The following is a 16,294-nucleotide window of genomic DNA, read 5'->3' as shown; positions in this document are numbered from 1 at the left end:
CAATTTCTCCATAATCATAAATGCAAAAGAGCCGTCCGACAGATAACCAGATATCTGTCAGGACGGCTCCATATATAGTTAGACGGTTGGTCCACCAAGTCCAAGCACTTCTTCAGGAACGTTTTTGAACTTTGTGAAGTTTTCCTTGAATTTGCCAGCCAGTTCACGGGCAGCAAGGTCGTATTTTTCTCCATCATGCCATGTTTTCTTAGGCTGTAGCACTTCATCAGGTACACCAGGTACATGCAGTGGGATTTCCACTCCGAAATATGGATCTTTTTCCGTTTCCACATTTGTAAGGTCGCCTTCAAGTGCCGCTTGAACCATTGCTCTTGTATAGGAAAGCTTCATGCGATTTCCTACTCCATACTCTCCGCCGGTCCATCCTGTGTTCACAAGATAAACCTGGGCATTATGCTCATCGATTTTCTTGCCCAGCATTTCTGCATACGTTGTTGCAGGAAGCGGCAGGAATGGAGAACCGAAGCAAGTGGAGAAAGTTGTCTGCGGAGAAGTGATTCCGCGCTCAGTTCCAGCCAATTTACTTGTGTACCCACTTAGGAAGTGGAACATTGCCTGCTCTTTTGAAAGCTTGGAGATTGGAGGCAATACCCCGGTTGCATCAGCTGTCAAGAATACAATGGTAGTCGGGTGTCCCGCAATGCTTGGCTGCACAATGTTGTCCATTGCTTGCAGTGGGTATGCGGCACGCGTGTTTTCTGTTAAAGTTGAGTTATCATAATCAGCGATTCTTGACTGACCATCGATAACTACATTTTCAAGCACAGATCCAAATCGGATGGCATCAAAAATTTGTGGCTCCTTTTCGTGAGTCAGTCCGATGCATTTCGCATAGCAGCCACCTTCGATATTGAATACGCCTGTATTGGACCAGCCGTGCTCATCGTCACCGATCAGCTTTCTGTTTGGGTCGGCGGATAATGTCGTCTTACCTGTTCCAGATAATCCGAAGAAAAGAGCCACATCGCCTTCGCGTCCTACATTGGCAGAGCAATGCATCGGCATGATGCCATTCTCAGGAAGCAAGTAGTTCATGACGGAGAAGATCGATTTCTTCATTTCTCCAGCATATTCCGTACCGCCGATAAGCACGACGCGCTTTTTGAAGGAAATGATGACAAATGCCTCAGAATTTGTACCGTCCACAGCAGGGTCAGCCTTGAAGCTCGGTGCAGAGACAACACTGAATGCGGTTTCATGTTTGGCAAGCTGTTCGTCATTCGGACGGATGAAAAGCTGGTGGGCAAAAAGGTTATGCCAAGCAAACTCGTTGATCACCTGTATAGGAAGTTGATATTTTTCATCCGCGCCTGCGAAGCCTTTAAAAACGAAAATCTCATCTTTGTTTTCTAAGTAGTTTAAGACTTTTTCATATAAACGTTCGAATACTTCTTCAGAGATCGGGCTGTTTACCGTACCCCAATCTATCTTATCCTTGGAGATATCCTCTTCCACAATGAATTTATCTTTAGGGGAGCGCCCCGTATATTTTCCAGTTGTAGCAACCACCGCACCTGTAGATGTTAGGCTGCCTTCATTGCGGTTTAATACTTTCTCCACTAATTGAGGAACAGAAAGTTGCATTTGCGTGTTGCTTCCGTATATTAATTTAGTTAAACCATTATCAATACCAACCGTTTTCATCATGGATAACTCTCCTTCAACTTGTATATTAATTTCTCATCTGTTAAAAAGTATAACACATTAAACTAAATAGTCCATACTAATTAAATTATTTTATGAAATAAAGTGTGAATCCGTTAACATTTTGTGAAAAAGAGGCTTATGTACTTGTACAAACCTACTTAATGATAGCATATGTTTTTTCCTGTTTCTTCATATAAATTATTTGTCTTTTTCTGTTGACAATAAAGCTTTTATTACGCTAATATAGAACCTTGAACGGATACTCTTATTCCGAGCTGGTGGAGGGGCAGGCCCTATGAAACCCAGCAACCTGCTCAAAGGTAAATGGGCGAGCGCGAAAAAGCACTTCGCCAATTTTTTTGGACAAGAAAATTGTCGCTTGAGAAAAGGTGCTAAACCTGAGCAAGGCATCGACCTTGACCGATAAGAGTGAAAGGCTAATCTTTGAACCCAAACCTTTCCTCAACATTATGGAAAGGTTTTTTATATTTTGCACAAGATAACAAAGAACATCACAACAGGAAATGAGATCCGTATCAAACATACTGTTATAAATGAAGAGAAGTAAAACGCTTTTCATATACAAAAGGAGGAACTTTTTTTAATGACTAAACAACGTCGTTTATTTACTTCTGAATCCGTAACGGAGGGACATCCGGATAAAATCTGTGACCAAATTTCCGACTCCATCCTTGATGCCATTCTTACTAATGATCCAAATGCACGTGTAGCGTGTGAAACTTCTGTAACAACTGGACTTGTCCTGGTTGCTGGAGAAATCACTACATCTACTTATGTAGATATCCCAAAAATCGTACGTGAAACCATCCAAGGAATCGGATACACTCGTGCGAAGTACGGTTTTGACGCAGAAACTTGTGCGGTTCTTACATCCATCGATGAGCAGTCCGCTGATATCGCAATGGGTGTCGACCAGGCATTGGAAGCCCGTGAAGGACAAATGTCAGATGCGGAAATAGAAGCGATCGGTGCTGGAGACCAAGGTCTGATGTTCGGATTTGCCTGCAATGAAACTAAGGAATTAATGCCATTACCAATTTCATTGGCTCATAAGCTTTCCCGTCGCCTGACAGAAGTAAGAAAAGAAGAGATCCTTCCATACTTACGTCCAGATGGAAAAACTCAGGTAACTGTTGAATATGATGAAAACGACCAACCGGTACGTATCGATACAATCGTTATCTCCACTCAGCATCACCCAGAGATTTCTTTGGAGCAGATCCAACGCAACGTGAAAGAGCACGTAATCAAGCCGGTAGTTCCTGCTAACTTGATTGACGAAAACACAAAATACTTCATCAACCCGACTGGCCGTTTCGTAATCGGTGGACCTCAAGGGGATGCCGGATTGACTGGCCGTAAGATCATCGTTGATACGTATGGCGGATATGCACGTCACGGTGGTGGAGCATTCTCCGGTAAGGATGCAACGAAAGTTGACCGTTCCGGTGCATATGCAGCACGTTATGTTGCAAAAAACATCGTAGCAAGCGGATTGGCTGACAAATGTGAAGTACAACTTGCTTACGCAATCGGTGTAGCTCAGCCTGTATCCATCGCAGTGGACACTTTCGGAACTGGTAAAGTTTCTGAAGAGAAGCTAGTGGAACTTGTTCGCAACAACTTCGACCTTCGTCCAGCAGGAATCATCAAAATGCTAGACCTTCGTCGCCCAATCTACAAGCAGACTGCTGCTTACGGACACTTTGGCCGTAACGACCTTGACCTTCCTTGGGAGCAAGTGGACAAAGCGGATGCATTGAAAGAGCAAGCGAACGCTTAAATTTTTATTGTGGCTGCCGCCCAACCAGGTTTTGTACCTGGTTGGGCGGCAGTTTTTATTTTTTGGGGCGCATTGTTAGGTTTCCTTGCATAGTGGTGGTGGTGTCGAATTTTGCTGAATAGTGCGTTTTATCGATATGTGCCCGCTTTTCGTTGATATATTTTTATTTTCATTGATAAAAAAATTTTCTCGTTGATATAGTGTCCGGAATCATTGATATATGAAAATTCCCGTTGATATCTTAATTTGCCCCTGTAAAATCCCACTGGGAACATTCGTATTTTAAGAAAAAGACATAAAATCCTCTCAAAATTACACACCAAACAAGCCCTTCAACAAAAAAACAGGCGAAATGAATCGCCTGTCTACTCTTTCAATAAAGTTTAAAGCGCATCCTCCAACATTTCATAGAGCGAGGCGCGTTCCGCTTCCTTTGTATTCCATTCATCCTGGTACGCTTGCAGGACCACTAGATCTGTTTCTTTTTCCATCTGTGCTTCCAATTCGTATATTGCCAGTTCCAGCTTCTCCAATCTAGCCTCGATACTTTCAGGTTCGATGGAAGTTGGGGCATTTTTCTTTACTCGTTCGGTAGGGGCAATTTTCTCTTTGACTTCTGCACCTTGAATGCCAGATCCCATTAATTCTTTTCTCTTATTCCGGGCATATTGGTAGTTGCCGGTATAGGTGGTGAGCCTCCCGCCTTCAAGCCAGCAGGTTTTCTCGAAATATTTATTCAGAAAGTATCGGTCATGCGACACGGTGACGATCGTTCCGCTGAAATCCTCTAGCGCTTCCTCCAGGACTTCCCTTGATTCAATGTCCAGATGGTTTGTCGGCTCGTCGAGGATAAGCAGGTTGATATCCTGATACATCAGCTGTGCCAAGCGTAAGCGCATTTTTTCCCCGCCACTTAGATTCTCCACCCGTTTAAAAACAGAGGGACCGTAGAAAAGAAACTTTGCAAGAACATGCCGGGCCTGTTCCTGGCTGATTGGCACATATTCCCGGAAAGCATCAATCAAGGTCTGTTTCGGGGTAGCGGCCTCCACATGCTGAGAGAGGTATCCGATTTTTACGTTGCTGCCTACTTTTAATTCTCCGGAATCAGGTTTCTCCTCGCCCAACAGAATTTTAAGGAGAGTGGTTTTTCCTGTCCCGTTTTGCCCGACGATCGCGACTCTTTCCTTAAAAAATACATGAAGATCAAGCTGATCAAAGAGCTTGCGACCATTAAAGGACTTTGCCAATGCTTCCATTGATAGGACGTCTTTCCCGCTCCGTTCGCTTCCTTCAAATGTGAGGCCCATAGCCTTTCTCTCCAATATTGGACGTTTGACTTTTTCCATTCTGTCCAGGGCCTTTTGCATGCTTTTTGCACGTCGATGCATCGCGGCGTTTGGCGGGTTTGCCTGGTTTGCCCATTCTTTGAGGCGTTTGATTGTCTCTTTCATCTTTTTGATTTTCTTCTGCTGTTCCTGATATGCTGCGAATTCAAGGAGAAGGCGTTCTTCTTTTTCCTTGATGAATCCGCTGTAGTTTGTATGATAGACATGTGTTTCCCCGTCTTCAAGATCGATGATTTTAGTTGCCACCTCGTCCAGGAAGTAGCGGTCATGGGAGATCACGACAACTGTTCCAGGGTAGTCGCGCAAATATTGCTCCAGCCACTCCACTGAAAATATATCCAGATGATTGGTCGGTTCATCGAGCAACAGCAGCTCGGGGTTTTGCAATAGAATAAAACCCAGGCAAATTTTTGTCTGCTCTCCACCACTTAGACTGGCAAAATCCTGTGAAAGCAGGTGGGAGATTTTCAATCCGTTTGCTATCTTCTGTATCTCGGCCTCGATTTCATAGCCGCCCATAAAAGAGAAGCGCTCCTGAAGGGCACCATATTCCTCCATGATCCGTTGAAGCCTGATATCATCAGTTTCCTGTGTCATTTGCAGCTCAAATGCCCTCAACTTTTCCTGTATCACCATCGCTTCGGAAAAAGCGGAGGAAAGGACATCTTCTCCTGTCGTTCCTTCAGGAAAAGAAGGGATCTGGGATAGATAGCCGACATTGATCCCTTTTTTAATATGAATCGCTCCAGTATCGGGCATCTCTTTTCCGCTGATCAACTGAAAGATCGTGGTTTTGCCGCTTCCGTTCCTGCCTACTAAACAGATTCGATCCTTCTCCTGGATGTCGAGGGAAAGGTTTTCAAAGATTTTCGTTCCTGCAAAGCTTTTGCTTATATCATTTATTGTACATAGCATCATATTAATGAGCTCCTTAAGTTATTTTTTTGAACACAAAAAACCATGAGTAAGAAGGAGTCTTCTTAACCCATGGTTTTCAATTGAATGCCCACCATATGTGTGGGATGAAGGGGTGAGAGATCTCTTACTATCTGCAACATGTATTCAGTTTGTTAAAAAAGGACAGACGTATCCCGTCAACAAATGAATCATGAAAAATCGCACGGCATAAATGTAAGTATGACAAGTATTGCCCGCGAAGCTTTACAGATAGTAACATCTCTTTCCCTCCTTTCCGTTCGTCAGATTACCACTATTATATACAAGAATATCTAAAGGTTGCAACTTTTCTGTAAAAGGAATTAAGCGAGCTTCTTGATATCTTCATTCAAAGCATCCCGGTAGTCGAGCAAAAGCCTTTCGAATATGGAGTCCCAGGATTTCTTGAGGGCGTATTCCCGGCCGGCCAAGCCCATCTCTTTTCGCAAGGATGTATCATATATAAGGGAAGCAATGGCTTTTGCGAAGGCTTTGATATTTTTTTCAGGACATAATATCCCGCTTACACCATTTTTGATGATGGAACGAACCCCACCAGCGTCTGCACCGATCACGGGAGTTCCGCAAGCAAGAGACTCGAGTACCACATTGCCAAAGGTTTCGGTTGCAGAAGGAAAGAGAAAAAGATCGGAGGCTGCATAGATCTCGGTCAGCTCTGAGCCCGAACGGAACCCGGCGAAGGTCATATAGGATGGAGCCTGCTTCATTAAATCCTGCTTCAGCGGGCCGTCTCCTACAATGATCCAGTGTGTTTGCTCGCGGATATGCTGCGGCAGGGCTGCTTCAATGGCAGGCAAAAGAGCAACGTCTTTTTCAGGTGCCAATCTTCCTACAAAGCTGATGATGTACTTACGTTTGATATGGAATTTTTCTTTAAGTAAGGTAGGGGAAGTCCCGGGATGAAACAGATTGCAATCCACCCCCCGCGGCCAAATGGAGGTATTGGTGAAACCGTGCTTTTTCAGATGCTCCTGGGTATCTATGGAAGGTACGAAAATATTCCGCAGCGGCCGGTGAAACCATCTCATATATGTCCAAAGAAACTTTGAGAGAAATTGAAGGTCGTAATATTCAAGGTATTTATCGAAGTCTGTATGGTAGGAACCGACTACAGGGATGTTGAGTTTCTTTGCGAAGTGCAGACCGCAAAGGCCAATGTTGAAGGGGGTTGCCACATGAATGATGTCAGGCTGGAATTTCTGCAGCTCTGCTTTGACGGAAATCATGTTTGGAAGCGCAATCCTGCATTCGGGATATAGGAAGAAGGGAAGACTCACAAAACGATGTACGTGACTTGAAAATAGATCTTCCCCTGAACTGACAGGTGCAAATACCCGATATTCAATTCCTTTCTTCTCCAAGTAGGACGTAAACCTCTTTAATGTCCTCGCAACACCGTTTACATCCGGTGTAAAAGTATCGGTGAAGATCGCTATTTTCACAAGAATCCCCCATTTCAATTTTTTAGATAAGTGCATATGGATGAAAAGAAGCAAGAGCCAAGTAGGAAAAGCATCCTACAGAGGTGCCGAGGATACAGCCGACTGCCACATCTGAAGGATAGTGAAGGCCGAGGTACATCCTTGATATCCCGACACTTATTGCCAGAGGAAGAAGAATGACTGCAGCACTAGGCGCATAAAGGATGAAAGGGAGTACTGCTGAAAAAATGGCAGTAGTATGGCCTGAAGGGAAGGAGTGGTCCTTTAATGGGCTATTGGCCACTTTTATCTCGGCAAGTGCCAGGTAAGGACGTTTTCTCGGATAGAATTTCTTCATGATCGACACAGGAATATGGCTGATTCCCAGGGCGATACCGCTTGCGATGGCAGCGTATCTCAGAGAACTGGATCCAAGGAGAATAATCAGTATAATAGTGCTGATGGTAAAGCTTGCTCCACCGGCATGAGTAATGGTACGGAAGAAAAGGTTTAATGCCTTCTTTTCAAAATGCCGATTAATTCCTCGGAATAGATGACAATCAAAGTCATAAAAATTGTGCAGGAATTTGATCATTTTTTTTCAACCCCTTTATAAAGAAATTGATCTATATAGCTCTATTTTAAGTAGTGAATATTTAGGAAATGATAAGGGATTGTAAAATATAGGTTAATGTTGATGATGATAATAAAAAAAACCGTCATGAAATCATAACGGTCTTTGCAAAGATTTGTAATATTGTCCTTTCTCTACGTATTCCCTGCGAATGCGTGCCATGTCTTTTTTATCTTCTTCTGTCAGTTCACGCACCACTTTTGCAGGACGTCCGAAGGCAAGGGAATTTGGTGGGATTTTTTTGCCGGGGGAAACCAGGCTTCCCGCCCCGATGAAGGAGCCCTCCCCGATTTCGGCCCCATCAAGTATGATGGAACCCATGCCGATCAGGGCGTTTTTTCTGATAAATGAACTATGTAAGGTGCATTGGTGGCCAACTGTCACGTCATCTTCTATAATTAAAGGTCTATTCGGACTTTGGTGCAATAGGGACTGATCCTGGATGTTGACCCTGTTTCCGATGATGGTGGGAGCGACATCCCCGCGGATGACGGTATGAAACCAGATGCTGCTTTCTTTTCCGATTGTCACATCCCCTGTGATGACGGAAAAATCAGCTAGAAAAGCAGTGGGATCGATCTGGGGTTTTTTATCGTGATATGGGTATATTTTATACATGAGGTCCTCCAACTTGTCATATAGATTTGTTTTATTTTATTATATCAGAAAGATACATGAAGTTATTAAGGGAGTGTTTGTATGTGGAAATGGGAGGTCGAAAATCCGAAAGGAACCGTGGTGATCGTACATGGTGCCCAAGAACATCATGGGCGATATCCATGGTTGATCGACCAATGGAAGGCAAATGGATTCAACGTAGTGATGGGGGATCTGCCAGGTCAAGGACTTTCCACTAGAAGAAGAGGTCATATCGACACGTTCGATGAATATATAGAAGAAGTGGAAAATTGGATCAAGGAGGCGTACCTTCTGAAGCCGCCGGTCTTTGTCATCGGGCATAGCATGGGAGGGCTTGCAGTCATCCGCACCTTGCAGGAGAAAAGCCCTTTGCTGGTTGCAGGGGTCATCCTCTCCTCACCATGCTTGAAATTGCTTCATCATCCTGCTAAAGGGCTTGATGTACTTTCGAAAGGCCTGAATTTGATCATGCCAAAGACTAAATTCAATACCGGCCTCACAATTGACAAGGCAACACGGAACGAAGAACTGATCAAAACTGCCGGCGATGACCAATTGTATATCACCAAGGTTTCCGTCAGATGGTATCGGGAGCTCGTCCAATCGATGAATCATGCATTTACGAGCATTGACAAGTTCCCCGATATACCGATTTTGCTTATGCAGGCCGGTGATGATCTGATTGTAGATAAAGAAGCATCTGTCATATGGTTCAACTCTTTAGCAGCCAAAGAAAAAAGCTATAAGGAATGGGATGGACTATATCATGAAATATTCAATGAACCGGAGCGGGATAAGGTATTCCGTTATGCGAAAGCCTTTTTTGACTTACAATTAGAAGGAAGTGAATAAGCTTGAAGGTACCGACCCATCCTTTTTCGCTCATGAAAAGTGTGTATCGCCATGTCTTTCCTGTTGTCTATGAAGAACTGGCGTATTGGAAAAATAGAGCCTCGGAAATACCTGATGCCGAATTGAAGACGCAGGCCCTGGCCAGTATCGATTCAAAAGCGTTTCATTGCGAGGGTGGGGGGATCCTTTCCTTGCTTGCAGGCCGTGATATAAAAAAGGCAGTCAGGTTTATCGTAGCTTATCAGACCATCAGTGATTATCTGGATAACCTTTGTGACAGAAGCACCTCGCTTGACCCGGTGGACTTTGCAACGTTGCATGAATCGATGAAGGATGCGTTGACTGTCGGTTCCCCGGTGAAGAACTATTACCGTTTTCGAGAGGAACAGGAGGATGGAGGGTATCTGTGTGATCTGGTAAAAACCTGCCAAAGCGTGTTGAAGGATATTGAACATTACCCGATAATATTTCCTCATTTAATAAAGCTTTGCCAATATTACTGCGACTTGCAGGTACATAAGCATGTTGTGGTGGAGGAGCGGGTTCCCCGGCTGGAAAAGTGGTTCAGCACCTATAGGGAGGAGCTTCCTCCGATGGAATGGTATGAATTTTCTGCGTGTTCCGGTTCGACACTTGGTATCTTCTGCTTGGTGTCCCAGTCGTTTCGCGAGGATTTTTCGGATGAGCATGCCTCAAAAATCGTAGGAGGTTACTTTCCGTACATCCAGGGTCTGCACATTCTGCTTGATTACTTTATCGATCAGGAGGAGGACCTGGCTTGCGGAGATTTGAATTTCTGTACGTATTTCCCGAGTGAAGCAGTATTGATGGAGCGGCTGAAGCATTTCGTAGCAAAGGCGGACGAGTATACTGCAGGGCTTCCTTTTGAAAAGTTCCACCGCTTGATCAATCGCGGGCTGCTCGGAGTATATCTCTCCGACCGCAAAGTCCATGACTGCAAAAACGTATCGGGTATGGCCAAAAGCATCATCCGCTCAAGTGGCGGCACGGCGTTCTTCTTTTATATGAATGGACGGGCTTACAGGCGGATACAGCGATGGCGGGAAAGTTCGTAGGGTTGTCGGAAATTGGTGGAAAGTCCTTCATAGAGGTTATGAAGGACTTTTTTATGGTTAGGCAGGTGTAAAAGGTTCATCATAAAGCGGATGAAGGACCTTTTGATGGTTAGGCAGGTGCAAAAGGTTCATCATAAAGCTTATGAAGGACCTTTTACCAGTGAAGCATGCACAAAAGGTCCATCATAAAGCCGATGAAGGACCTTTCCACAGTAAAGCAAACACAAGAAGTCCTTCATACAACCGATGAAGGACTCTTCTCCAATACGCTATCCTATTTCTTCTCAATCGCAATGATAAAAGGTGGGTTGTTCACCTGATTCATAAATCGGTACTGCAGGACATGGGCTCTTTTCTGGTCAAGGCCTGAAACGTAGTCCAGCAGCGCGTCCCGTTCGACCTGGCCTTCGGGGTGGCCATGGTAGACGACCAGCACGATGACCGCTTCCTTTTCCATAACAGTCAAAAGCTGTTCCACCGCTGCTATCGTACTTTCGGCAAGTGTCACAATTTCTTTGTCCCCGCCTGGAAGATACCCCAAATTGAAAATGGCACCGCGTATTCTGGAGTGGTCAGCTTCTGGGATCAGTTCCGAAAGGCGTGCATGGCTTTCCTGAAATAATGTCACGCGATCCTGAAAGCCATTGTTCCGCACTTGCTCCAAAGTGGCACTGACTGCCTCCTCCTGGATATCAAAGCCATAGACATGTCCACTTTGACCAACCAATTCAGCAAGAAAGACGGTGTCATAACCGTTGCCAATGGTGCAATCCACTGCAATGTCCCCATCCGAAACCGCCAGCTTCAATATTTTTTTACTATACGGCAATACCCGCTCAAGCTTCATGTCATCGCCTCTTCTTTAGGTACATAGTATTTTCCTTGATAACTGTCGCGACGTTTCAGTTCGGCATCAATCGCATTCAGCACCGACCACTTATCCACGCTCCACATCGGCCCGATCATGATATCGATGGGACCATCCCCTGTAATCCGATGAACGATCATCTCTGGTGGAAGGATCTCAAGCTGATCACATACGAGCTGGATATAATCATCGAAGGAAATAAACTCAAGCATGCCTTTTTCATATTGCTTTACCATTGGCGTACCTTTTAAAAGATGAAGAAGGTGAATTTTGATTCCCTGTACGTCAAGGTCAGCAACAGCCTTTGCTGTTTCCATCATCATTTCGTTATTTTCCAACGGAAGGCCGTCAATAATATGGGAGCAGACCCTGATGCCGTGTTTCCGGAGTTTTCGGACGCCTTCTTTATACGTCTCAAAATCATGGGCACGATTGATTAGCAGAGCAGTTCTTTCGTGAACAGTCTGAAGTCCCAGTTCTACCCAGAGATAGGTGCGTTCATTGAGTTCGGCCAGATATTCTATCACATCATCAGGCAGACAGTCGGGCCGTGTTCCTATGGATAGTCCCACCACGCCCTCCTGACTTAGGACGGTTTCGTATTTTTCCCGGAGTTCTGCTACAGGTGCATGTGTGTTGGTGAAAGCTTGGAAATAAGCCATGTATTTTCCGTCTTTCCACTTATGGTGCATTTTATCTTTTACTTCATTGAATTGCGTAATCAAGTCATCCGCACGATTGCCGGCAAAATCACCTGATCCTGCGGCGCTGCAAAATGTACATCCTCCATGGGCCACCGTGCCATCACGATTGGGACAATCAAACCCGCCGTCCAATGCTACCTTGAACACCTTATGCCCGAAGGTTTGACGGAGATGATAGTTCCATGTGTGATATCGCTTGTCCTCTACGGAATATGGAAACGGATTTTGACTTTTTATGTTGGTCATCCGTACTCCTCCTCTTTTTTTAATCCTACATGATTTTAGCACGTATTAGGGAAGGCTTACAATTTGATTTCGGACTTTCCATTATAGACAAGAATTTTCCTGTCCGCTTTTACCGAATGCCACAAAGAAAAATGTGCAAAATAAAGAGGAGCATCACAATTAAGTGTGAGGTGAAGGAAATGGCAACGAGACAATCAGTGGAACAATTCATTCAGCAATGTGAGGATACTTTACGGAATGCACATGCGCAATATAGCGAAGCGAAGCAGCTGGAGCATTACAATGATACCGAGTTTACGAATGCACAGGAACAGATAGAAACGACTTATAATGATCTGATGCATCTTTCTGCGAGCTGCAATGCCCAGCAGCGTGAGCAGCTCAATCGCATGAGGCTGCAACTGCAAAGTCTGCAAAATGACATGACCTTGCTAAGGCACTAACACATCGGAGGCGAACCTAATGAAAAAACGGTCCAAACAAAATAATCCTGAACAAAAGACGGGAAACACCGTAGAAATGGGAGCTGAATATAATCCGGTGAAAGATGTAAAGCAACAGAACCTTAAGCGATCCCAACCGGTCAGATCCAAAAACCATAGTGAAAAAGAACAAAGGCGTGGCCATTAGGCCGCGCTTTTTCTTTAAGGGGCCAGACCCCCAAATTGTCTTAATTATTACATTTTACCATTTCAAGTAATTTGTATTGAAACTGGGAACAAAACCAATTACAATTATTTTGGCTTTCGAAATAATTGGTTAAAGGAGGGCATGCAGTATGTTGAAAATGCCCAAGGCTCTTTGGTTGCTTGTTGTTGGTATGGCAATAAACGTAACGGGAGCTTCTTTTTTATGGCCGTTAAATACAATATATATTCATGATATTCTAGGCAAATCCTTGTCGGTTGCAGGTCTTGTGCTTATGGTAAATGCAGGGGCAAGTGTCATCGGGAACCTGATTGGCGGGTATCTGTTCGATAAGATCGGCGGTTACAGATCGATCCTGCTCGGGATATCGATTACAATCACTGCATTGATAGGGATGACGCTGAACCATTCATGGAATTTCTACATCATTTATTTGACCATCATCGGTTTCGGATCCGGAATCGTTTTTCCATCCATGTATGCAATGGCTGGCTCAGTATGGAAGGAAGGCGGTAGGAAGTCGTTCAACGCGATGTATGTATCGCAGAACCTGGGGGTTGCCATAGGTGCTGCGCTCGGGGGACTTGTAGCGGATATTCGCTTTGACTACATATTCCTTGCGAACACGGTGACATATGCGATATTCTTCTTTATTGCGCTTTTTGGCTACAGAAGCATTCAGGCGAACCCGACGATCCAATCAACAGTCCTGGATCATTCCAAAAAAATAAAAGATCATACAAAGCTTTATGCGCTTCTGATTGTTTGTATCGGATATCTATTATGCTGGATGGGTTATGTACAGTGGCAGACATCGATTGCAACGCACACGCAGTCTCTCGGGATTTCCCTTAAGCAATACAGTATCCTTTGGACGATCAACGGGGCGCTCATCGTTTTGGCCCAACCTTTGATATCTTATATCGTCAAAAGGTATATCAAGACGTTGAAAGCACAAATCATGGTAGGGTTGATGATATTCATCGCTTCCTTTGCCGTTGCCGGGACTGCCGAGCAGTACACGGCATTTGTGACAGCGATGGTCATCCTTACCGTTGGAGAGATGTTTGTCTGGCCTGCCGTGCCGACGGTGGCAAACGACCTTGCTCCAAAAGGCAGGGAAGGCTTCTATCAGGGCATTGTTAACAGCACCGCAACCGGTGGCAGGATGCTCGGTCCGTTGATGGGAGGGATCTTGGTGGATCTTCATGGCATGGAAATGTTGTTTGGTGTGCTGATGGGCTTGATGGTCATCGCCATTTTCACCACCAGCATCTATGACCGGAAACTGAAGGTGCAAAGAGGTATCCAAGAAATAACAAAGAGTGCCTGATTAGTGGCAGTACGTTTATTTGAGAAACGTACTGCTTTTCTTTTTGCTCAAAACTATTGACATAAAATATCCAAATGTGATAATTATTTAGTGGGGTTAGCACTCTTGATAGGAGAGTGCTAAATACATAATTGAACCTGGAAGGAGATTGTGAGCATGGCTAAGAAAGAATTCCAAGCTGAATCGAAAAGACTATTAGAAATGATGATTAACTCGATCTACTCCCAGCGAGAGGTATTTCTTCGCGAGTTGATCTCCAACGCAAGTGATGCGATGGATAAAATTTATTACAGAGCACTGACAGATGATTCCTTGACATTCGATAAGGATAACTACTTTATAAAAGTGATTCCAAACAAAGAGGAACGCACATTGACGATCCACGATACAGGGATCGGGATGACAAAAGATGAGCTTGAAGCAAACCTTGGTGTCATTGCAAAAAGCGGATCCCTCGCCTTCAAAAAGGAAAATGAAATCAAGGATGGCTTTGATATCATCGGGCAATTCGGCGTTGGCTTCTATGCGGCTTTCATGGTTGCGGATGTCGTCACAGTCATCAGTAGGGCATTAGGGCAGGCTGAAGCCTATAAATGGGAGTCTGAGGGTGCAGAAGGCTATACGATTGAGCCTGCTGAAAAGGAAACCGTCGGCACAACGATCATTCTGAAACTGAAAGAAAACACAGAAGACGAAAGCTTCGATGAATATTTGGAGGAGTACCGCCTAAAGGCGATCATCAAAAAATACTCCGATTTTATCCGTTATCCGATCAAGATGGATGTCACCACCACCAAGCCTAAATCCGAAGACGATCAGGAGCTTGAAGAAATTAGTGAGGAACAGACCATTAACAGCATGGTTCCGATCTGGCGGAAAAATAAGAACGAATTGACAAAAGAGGACTACGAGAAATTTTACCAGGAAAAGCATTACGGCTTTGATAAGCCACTCAAGCACCTTCATGTGAGTGTAGATGGAACGATCCGTTACAACGCGATCCTATATATTCCGGAAAATATGCCGTATGACTACTATTCCAAGGAATTCGAGAAGGGCTTGGAGCTATATTCGAGCGGAGTGCTGATCATGAACAAGTGTGGGGACCTATTGCCGGACCACTTCAGCTTTGTCAAAGGCCTTGTGGATTCTGAGGACCTGTCGCTGAACATCTCCCGTGAAATGCTGCAGCAGGACCGCCAATTGGCATTCATCGCGAAAAACCTGGCGAAGAAAATCAAAAGTGCACTTCAGAGCATGCAAAAGGACGAACGCGAGAACTATGAGAAGTTCTATCAGGCTTTTGGCCGCCAACTGAAATATGGCGTATATGCTGATTTTGGTGCGAATAAAGAAGCATTGCAGGACCTCATCATGTTCTATTCTTCCAAAGAGAAAAAGCTGGTTACCTTGGATGAGTACGTATCCAGAATGCCTGAGGACCAGAAGTACATCTACTATGCAACAGGTGAATCCAAGGAGCGCATAGAAAAGCTGCCACAGACCGAGATGGTGTTGGACAAAGGCTATGAAATGCTTTATTTCACAGAGGATATCGATGAATTCGCGATTAAGATGCTGATGAACTATAAGGAAAAAGAATTCAAGAATGTGTCCAGTGGCGACCTGGGTATCGATACGGATGATAATGACAAAGACTCTGAAGCGAAACAAGAAGAAAACAAGGAATTGTTTGATGCGATGAAGGAGCTTCTGGCTGGTAAGGTTACCGCGGTCAAGGTGTCCAAACGCCTGAAAACTCATCCTGTCTGCCTGTCCACCGAGGGCGAAGTGACCATCGAGATGGAGAAGATCCTTGCAGCGATGCCGGACAACCAAAACATCAAAGCAAACAAGGTGCTAGAAATCAATACAAACCATGATGTATTCCAGTCCTTAAAAGAAGCCCATGCCAATGACAAAGAAAAGTTGGCGCTTTATACGAATCTGTTATACCACCAAGCCCTGCTGATTGAGGGTCTGCCAATTCAAGATCCGGTGGAATTCACGAATGACATATGTAAAGTGATGGTGTAAATTGACGAAAAGCCTCCCTAATCGGGGGCTTTTTTTGTTGAAGGATTTATATTGACCA

15 protein-coding genes and 1 riboswitch are annotated in these 16,294 nt (G+C 44.5%); of the genes, 7 read left to right on the top strand and 8 right to left on the bottom strand.

All coding sequences use genetic code 11. The features are described 5' to 3' along the window. Positions 1–78: 78 nt before the first annotated feature. Positions 79–1,665 carry a phosphoenolpyruvate carboxykinase (ATP) gene (gene pckA, locus JOC95_RS15955; protein WP_204418250.1) on the bottom strand — a complete coding sequence of 529 codons (1,587 nt, stop codon included), beginning with the start codon at positions 1,663–1,665 and terminating at the stop codon, positions 79–81. Positions 1,666–1,930: 265 nt separating this feature from the next. Continuing rightward, a riboswitch (SAM riboswitch) is annotated at positions 1,931–2,098 on the top strand. Positions 2,099–2,272: 174 nt separating this feature from the next. Between pckA and metK the strand changes: the two genes are divergently transcribed. Then, entirely contained in the window at positions 2,273–3,472 is a 1,200-nt protein-coding gene (gene metK / locus JOC95_RS15950; RefSeq protein WP_204418205.1) for a methionine adenosyltransferase, read from the top strand. A gap of 383 nt (positions 3,473–3,855) precedes the next feature. Here the strand turns inward: metK and abc-f are convergent, their stop codons facing one another. From abc-f to JOC95_RS15930, 5 genes are all read right to left on the bottom strand, one after another. Then, positions 3,856–5,739 (bottom strand): ribosomal protection-like ABC-F family protein, encoded by a 1,884-nt coding sequence (abc-f, locus tag JOC95_RS15945; RefSeq protein WP_204418204.1) that lies wholly within the window; start codon positions 5,737–5,739, stop codon positions 3,856–3,858. A gap of 127 nt (positions 5,740–5,866) precedes the next feature. Continuing rightward, positions 5,867–5,998, bottom strand: coding sequence for an RAxF-45 family protein (locus tag JOC95_RS21625; RefSeq protein ID WP_318245827.1), 132 nt, complete (start codon positions 5,996–5,998; stop codon positions 5,867–5,869). A gap of 82 nt (positions 5,999–6,080) precedes the next feature. Then, entirely contained in the window at positions 6,081–7,220 is a 1,140-nt protein-coding gene (locus tag JOC95_RS15940; protein ID WP_204418203.1) for a glycosyltransferase, read from the bottom strand. 22 nt (positions 7,221–7,242) lie between these two features. Then, a complete protein-coding gene (locus JOC95_RS15935; RefSeq protein WP_204418202.1) occupies positions 7,243–7,794 on the bottom strand; it encodes a phosphatase PAP2 family protein in 552 nt (183 codons plus the stop codon). A 132-nt stretch (positions 7,795–7,926) separates the two neighbouring features. Continuing rightward, complete coding sequence (locus tag JOC95_RS15930) at positions 7,927–8,451, bottom strand: gamma carbonic anhydrase (protein ID WP_204418201.1); 525 nt, start codon at positions 8,449–8,451, stop codon at positions 7,927–7,929. Positions 8,452–8,532: 81 nt separating this feature from the next. On the opposite strand from JOC95_RS15930, the gene JOC95_RS15925 reads away from it, so the two are divergent. Together JOC95_RS15925 and JOC95_RS15920 are read left to right on the top strand one after the other, a co-directional pair. Next, positions 8,533–9,324, top strand: coding sequence for an alpha/beta hydrolase (locus JOC95_RS15925; protein WP_204418200.1), 792 nt, complete (start codon positions 8,533–8,535; stop codon positions 9,322–9,324). A gap of 2 nt (positions 9,325–9,326) precedes the next feature. Further along, positions 9,327–10,400, top strand: coding sequence for a tetraprenyl-beta-curcumene synthase family protein (locus JOC95_RS15920; RefSeq protein ID WP_204418199.1), 1,074 nt, complete (start codon positions 9,327–9,329; stop codon positions 10,398–10,400). Positions 10,401–10,674: 274 nt separating this feature from the next. Here JOC95_RS15920 and mnmM read toward each other — a convergent pair whose 3' ends face one another. Next, positions 10,675–11,247, bottom strand: coding sequence for a tRNA 5-(aminomethyl)-2-thiouridylate-methyltransferase MnmM (mnmM, locus tag JOC95_RS15915; RefSeq protein ID WP_204418198.1), 573 nt, complete (start codon positions 11,245–11,247; stop codon positions 10,675–10,677). Beyond that, positions 11,244–12,209, bottom strand: a complete 966-nt coding sequence (gene mnmL, locus JOC95_RS15910; protein ID WP_204418249.1) for a tRNA modification radical SAM protein MnmL/YtqA — start codon at positions 12,207–12,209, stop codon at positions 11,244–11,246. The genes mnmM and mnmL overlap by 4 nt, the downstream gene beginning before the upstream one ends. A 188-nt stretch (positions 12,210–12,397) precedes the next feature. On the opposite strand from mnmL, the gene JOC95_RS15905 reads away from it, so the two are divergent. The 4 genes from JOC95_RS15905 (at position 12,398) to htpG (ending at position 16,236) form a co-directional block, all read left to right on the top strand. After that, positions 12,398–12,661: a YtzC family protein gene (locus tag JOC95_RS15905; RefSeq protein ID WP_204418197.1), complete on the top strand. Its 264-nt coding sequence runs from the start codon at positions 12,398–12,400 to the stop codon at positions 12,659–12,661. A gap of 19 nt (positions 12,662–12,680) precedes the next feature. Further along, positions 12,681–12,848 (top strand): glycogen biosynthesis protein GlgD, encoded by a 168-nt coding sequence (locus tag JOC95_RS15900; RefSeq protein WP_204418196.1) that lies wholly within the window; start codon positions 12,681–12,683, stop codon positions 12,846–12,848. A 157-nt stretch (positions 12,849–13,005) separates the two neighbouring features. Further along, positions 13,006–14,199, top strand: coding sequence for an MDR family MFS transporter (locus JOC95_RS15895; protein ID WP_204418248.1), 1,194 nt, complete (start codon positions 13,006–13,008; stop codon positions 14,197–14,199). Between the two features lie 156 nt (positions 14,200–14,355). After that, positions 14,356–16,236 carry a molecular chaperone HtpG gene (gene htpG, locus JOC95_RS15890; protein ID WP_204418195.1) on the top strand — a complete coding sequence of 627 codons (1,881 nt, stop codon included), beginning with the start codon at positions 14,356–14,358 and terminating at the stop codon, positions 16,234–16,236. Positions 16,237–16,294 lie beyond the last annotated feature (58 nt).

It is taken from the genome of Sutcliffiella tianshenii, from assembly GCF_016908565.1.
Lineage (GTDB): Bacteria > Bacillota > Bacilli > Bacillales > Bacillaceae_I > Sutcliffiella_A > Sutcliffiella_A tianshenii.
Note: the sequence above shows the minus strand (reverse complement) of the source record. Positions and strands in the feature narration are given on the sequence as shown.

Coding starts and splice junctions, on each gene's coding strand:
- metK (WP_204418205.1), top strand. CDS start 2,273: ATGACTAAACAACGTCGTTTATTTACTTCTGAATCCGTAACGGAGGGA.
- JOC95_RS15935 (WP_204418202.1), bottom strand. CDS start 7,794: ATGATCAAATTCCTGCACAATTTTTATGACTTTGATTGTCATCTATTC.
- JOC95_RS15930 (WP_204418201.1), bottom strand. CDS start 8,451: ATGTATAAAATATACCCATATCACGATAAAAAACCCCAGATCGATCCC.
- JOC95_RS15895 (WP_204418248.1), top strand. CDS start 13,006: ATGCCCAAGGCTCTTTGGTTGCTTGTTGTTGGTATGGCAATAAACGTA.
- htpG (WP_204418195.1), top strand. CDS start 14,356: ATGGCTAAGAAAGAATTCCAAGCTGAATCGAAAAGACTATTAGAAATG.
- abc-f (WP_204418204.1), bottom strand. CDS start 5,739: ATGATGCTATGTACAATAAATGATATAAGCAAAAGCTTTGCAGGAACG.
- JOC95_RS15925 (WP_204418200.1), top strand. CDS start 8,533: ATGTGGAAATGGGAGGTCGAAAATCCGAAAGGAACCGTGGTGATCGTA.
- mnmM (WP_204418198.1), bottom strand. CDS start 11,247: ATGAAGCTTGAGCGGGTATTGCCGTATAGTAAAAAAATATTGAAGCTG.
- JOC95_RS21625 (WP_318245827.1), bottom strand. CDS start 5,998: ATGTTACTATCTGTAAAGCTTCGCGGGCAATACTTGTCATACTTACAT.
- JOC95_RS15900 (WP_204418196.1), top strand. CDS start 12,681: ATGAAAAAACGGTCCAAACAAAATAATCCTGAACAAAAGACGGGAAAC.
- pckA (WP_204418250.1), bottom strand. CDS start 1,665: ATGAAAACGGTTGGTATTGATAATGGTTTAACTAAATTAATATACGGA.
- JOC95_RS15905 (WP_204418197.1), top strand. CDS start 12,398: ATGGCAACGAGACAATCAGTGGAACAATTCATTCAGCAATGTGAGGAT.